General features: G+C 57.4%; 6 protein-coding genes and 1 pseudogene. All 7 read right to left on the bottom strand.

The window, feature by feature from the left end; genetic code table 11:
* A pseudogene (locus K8W16_RS01165) lies at positions 1-568 on the bottom strand (diaminopimelate decarboxylase); the annotation flags it as partial.
* A gap of 188 nt (positions 569-756) precedes the next feature.
* Positions 757-978 carry a DUF465 domain-containing protein gene (locus K8W16_RS01160; protein ID WP_304120434.1) on the bottom strand — a complete coding sequence of 74 codons (222 nt, stop codon included), beginning with the start codon at positions 976-978 and terminating at the stop codon, positions 757-759.
* A 63-nt stretch (positions 979-1041) separates the two neighbouring features.
* Positions 1042-1350 (bottom strand): YggT family protein, encoded by a 309-nt coding sequence (locus K8W16_RS01155; protein WP_304120433.1) that lies wholly within the window; start codon positions 1348-1350, stop codon positions 1042-1044.
* Positions 1351-1635: 285 nt separating this feature from the next.
* Positions 1636-2139, bottom strand: a complete 504-nt coding sequence (locus K8W16_RS01150; protein ID WP_304120432.1) for a hypothetical protein — start codon at positions 2137-2139, stop codon at positions 1636-1638.
* Between the two features lie 111 nt (positions 2140-2250).
* Positions 2251-2991: a hypothetical protein gene (locus tag K8W16_RS01145; protein WP_304120430.1), complete on the bottom strand. Its 741-nt coding sequence runs from the start codon at positions 2989-2991 to the stop codon at positions 2251-2253.
* Between the two features lie 180 nt (positions 2992-3171).
* Entirely contained in the window at positions 3172-3654 is a 483-nt protein-coding gene (locus tag K8W16_RS01140; RefSeq protein ID WP_304120428.1) for a cytochrome c3 family protein, read from the bottom strand.
* 372 nt (positions 3655-4026) lie between these two features.
* On the bottom strand, positions 4027-4240 hold a 214-nt coding region (locus tag K8W16_RS01135; RefSeq protein WP_304120427.1), incomplete at its 5' end, for a transposase.

Below are 4240 nucleotides of genomic sequence, written 5' to 3'. Positions count from 1 at the left end.
CCAGCTGAATATCGTACTTTTTAATTATTTCCCGCACTTCGGGAAGCATGTCGGGATCCACGCCGAACTTGGTCTTCTTGCCGCCGGTGACTACCTTGTCGCTGTGGCCGGCGCCGATACCGGGATTGAAGCGCACCATGACGCGACCGCCGGGACAGACCTTGCCGAAAAGCTCCAGCTGGGAGAGAGAATCCACGCTCACCACGCAGCCGTGATCTGCGGCGTTCTTCAGCTCTTCGGCGCTCACATTGTTGCAGACGTAGGTGATTTCCTCAGGGGTGAAACCCGCGAGGCTGTTGATATGAAGCTCGCCGGGACTCATGGCGTCCACCACGCAGCCTTCAGAGCGGATGATACGCAAAAGCGCGGGATTGGTATTGGCCTTGGCGGAATAGTTCACATGAAAGCCGGGAAGGCTGGAAAGTCCTGTAAGGTCGCGGCAGCAGGAACGCAGTATGTTCTCATTGTACACATACAAGGGAGAACCGAAACGGGAGACCAGTTCGCGGGGGTCTTCCTGCCCATAAAAATGCACACTGTCGGTATAGGTGGATCGTACGTTTGCCATGGTCTTTTTTATACCTTGAAAGGAAAATGACGGGAATCCGGCCCGCGGCATGGAACGGCAAACCATGGCCTTTGGCCTGAAACACAAAAGAATGGCCGTGCCGCCTTGGCGGGAACGGCCACACCCGGCCCGGGGACCTCCCCCGGGCCGACAAAAAACGCCCCTGCCGGGAAAGCAGGGCAAGGCGCTTACTTCTTATATTTGTCGAGAGCGGCAGCCAGACGGGTCTTGCCGTCCAGCTTCTGCTTCTTGAGCATCTTCACTTCCTGTTCTTCACTGGGGGTGAGGTACTTCTTGCCTTCGTACTTGGCAAGCTGCTTTTCATACAGCATGTGCTCTTCCCAGAGAGTCTTCAGTTCAGGATCAGTATCGCCGTACTGTTCCACAATCTTGAGATCACGTTCTTCCATGGCACAGACTCCATTGTGTTGGGGTGGAAGGGAACAGGCCGGCAAACCGGCCTCCTCTACTTTTTACACGCCGGTCAGGCGCAGCCCCAGCTGGAGCAGGGACTGCACGACCACGCCGTTTAACAGTTGCAGCGCGACAAGCACCACGATGGGGGAAAGGTCGATACCGTTGACCATCACAAAGGGGAACATCTTGCGGACACGGTAGAACACCGGTTCCGTCAGGCCCCTCAACGTGCGGACAATGGCATTGTAGGGATCGGGCCTCACCCATGAAAGGAAAGCCGCCACGATGACGACAAAGGTGTAAAGATTGATCACCAGACTCAGAAGCCCGGCAATGGTGGTGAAAAGATTGGCAAAGACGAACATGGCGCCTCCATGAAAAGTCCTGTATTCAGAGTGTTGCCTGATTGGCTCCCGGATGCAAGCAAAAAATGGATATTCCATCCATAATTTTCGCACTCTTTACGCCGGAAAGCCGCACGGAAGCGGCCTTCGGCGGCATGGGGAAGGCGCGCGGGCGGCCCTGCTGAAAAACATGCTTCTCTGAAGCAACCGGAGCTCTGTCGCGCGGGCATGTTGCGAAGAATGCGGGGATGGGCCGTTGCCGACAGGTCTCGGGACTTTCCCAGGCCCCTTTCCCGCTGGAGAGCGTCAGCAGACGCAGCGCAGACGCTTCACGCCGTCTTTGAACATCACATCCATCTTATCGGGAGGAAAAAGTTCCAGCACCGCGCCCGTACCGAACACGGGATGATCAACCAGAGAATCCACGGCAAAGGAACCATTCATGCTGTAGGCAGCGGGAATGCCGGCCCGTCCGGCCACGAGGCTGTTCCAGCGCTGTTCATTCTCTTCCGAGCGGCGTGCGCTCTGCTGCTGTTCACGGGTGGGACGGGGCGCGGCGGCAAGCTTTTCAGCCTTCACTGTGGCGTCCACTGCTTCCACACGGTTGTGCCCGGCCTTCACGCTCACGGTCTTTTCCACCTTGGGGCGGGCGTGGGCCTCGGGCGCAACATATTTATGTACACTGCCGCAGGCGCGGCACTCCACCTTGACAGGCATGCCGTCCAGACACGCCATGACGACATGGCCGGTCACATCCTTACAGCGCGTGCAACGCGCTTCGATGATCTGACCTGTAACAAAGGAACTCATGAAACGAAAAACTCCAGATGGATTTTCGGCGCAGACATGCTGCGCTCGGCACAAGGGAATACCGAGCCTCACAGGAAGGCTCACAGCCGCGGATGCGGCGAAAATATGATTTCAGCTCGCGGAGTGGGCGTATTCCGCCTTTATGGCGGCTATTTCTTCGCGGATGACTTTTGCGGCGGCAAGGGCGGCCAGCTGTTCGCTGCGCGCCTGCCCTTCCTCCATGCGCCGCTCAAGCTCTTCCAAACGTACGGCAAGATCCCCTTCACCGGAAGAACCTTCCTGCTCTTCGGCAGAAGGAAGCCGGGCGTCAAGCATACGGCTGACCATTTCCTCCATATTGAGACGAACGGAGGCATCTTCCATGAACATGGCCCCGGCCTGGGCAAGCTGCTGGCTGAGGCTCTCCACGCTTTCTGCAAGTTCCGCACAGACCTTTTCCGCAGCGGCAAGACGCTCTTCCAGCGCCCGCACCTCGGCTCTGTGGCGCTCTTCCAGAGAACGCAGCGCGCCCTCCTCTTCCGCAGAAACATCCGCTTTTTCAGAAGGGAGAACTTCCGGCTCCACGTTTTCTTCTCCCACAGGGGCTTTATCGCTCTGCCTTTCGAGAGAAGGCTCGTCTTCCCCTTCGCAGGGCTGGAGCAGGGACTCCTCGGGGGAAGAATGTATGGCTTCCGGCCCGGAATATTCTTCGCCCGAGGGCTCGGCGGCAAATTTCTCTTCCTCGGCGACCGTGGGGGCGGGGCTCTCCTGCCCGCTCACACTTCCGGTCTCTTCGCTGCAGGTCTGCCCCACGATATCCAAAAGCTCGATGACTTCTTCAGGCTGCTCTGAAGAAAACGCTTTTTCTTCCATGATCCCCCTCTTGGCGGTAACAGAAAAGTGTGGCTCAAAGATATACAACTGCCGACAAAAGGCAAGCCTTGCGTAAGGGCGAAAAAAAAGCCCCCATTCCGGGGGCGGCGCGCAACGGCAGAGAACGCTGCTTGCGGCTTGCCCCGCCCCAGAAAAGGCGGGGCAACACCGGAAACACGTTTAATTCTGCTTGGGATGACAGGCGGAACCGGCACAGCCGGTAAGGGCCTGCTTCTTCTCAGGACGGGTCTTTGCCACTTCGCTGTGGCAGCCGAGGCAGGAGTCGGCCACATGCCCCTTGCCGAAAATTTCGCGGTCATGCACAATCTTGAAGTAACTGCGCTCGGCCTGCTTGTCCTCGGGATTGTGGCAGCCTGCAGTGCCGCACTTGAACTTGGGGGTGGTACCGGCCACCTTGTGATGGCAGACGGCACACTGCTTCTCCGTATCAACGGCCAGCGGGGGGAAGTGGACGGGCATCTTGGCATGGCAGGCCGTGCAGTCCTGCGTGGTATGGATGGTATGATCGAAATACACGGGCTTTTCGGTCAGTTCCATTTTAATGGGCCCGGCAGGGATATGTGCGAACTGCGCGGCGCCGACCGGCAGAGCCAAAGCGGCGACTATCAGAGCGGCGGAGCCGAACGTCAGCAGCTTCTTCATAGGGTGACCTCCTCCTGGTCTTTACACGAAACCAAAACTCACGCCGCAGAGGCATAAGCAGAATTACGTTACTTCCAAAACAGAAATAATGTCAAGAGATGCTGCGCAAAGGCCCGCTCTCTTTCCGAGGACGGCACATGATATTTTGCACATCTCCCCAAAACCGGGGCAAAACCTTTCTTGTCGGGGGCCCCTTCCCTTCAGGGCCTTGCGCATGCCTCTCTTCCGGATCTTCCCTGAGTGAGTTTCCAGCGCTCATGCTGACAAAGGGGGTCCACCGGCATAGCCGGTGGTTCCTCTTGTGCGCCTGTAAGGCTCTCTTACCAGCCGCGCCCTCACAGGCGCATGTACGGCCTGGCATCTGCGTTTCTGTTACCAGCGGCCCGTAAACGGGCTTCCGGCGTACGGGATACTTAACTGTTCTCCAAGCCTATCCTCGGTCAGTTGATGCCTGATATATTCGGCGATCTTTGCCTTATTCTTACCCACCGTATCAACATAGTAGCCACAGCACCAGAACTCTCGATTACGATATTTAAACTTCAGTTCTCCGAACTGCTCATATATCATCAGACTACTCTTACCT

The organism is Mailhella massiliensis (assembly GCF_020741395.1).
Classification (GTDB): domain Bacteria; phylum Desulfobacterota; class Desulfovibrionia; order Desulfovibrionales; family Desulfovibrionaceae; genus Mailhella; species Mailhella massiliensis_A.
The sequence above is the reverse complement of the archived record's forward strand: the minus strand, read 5'-3'. Positions and strand labels throughout refer to the sequence as shown.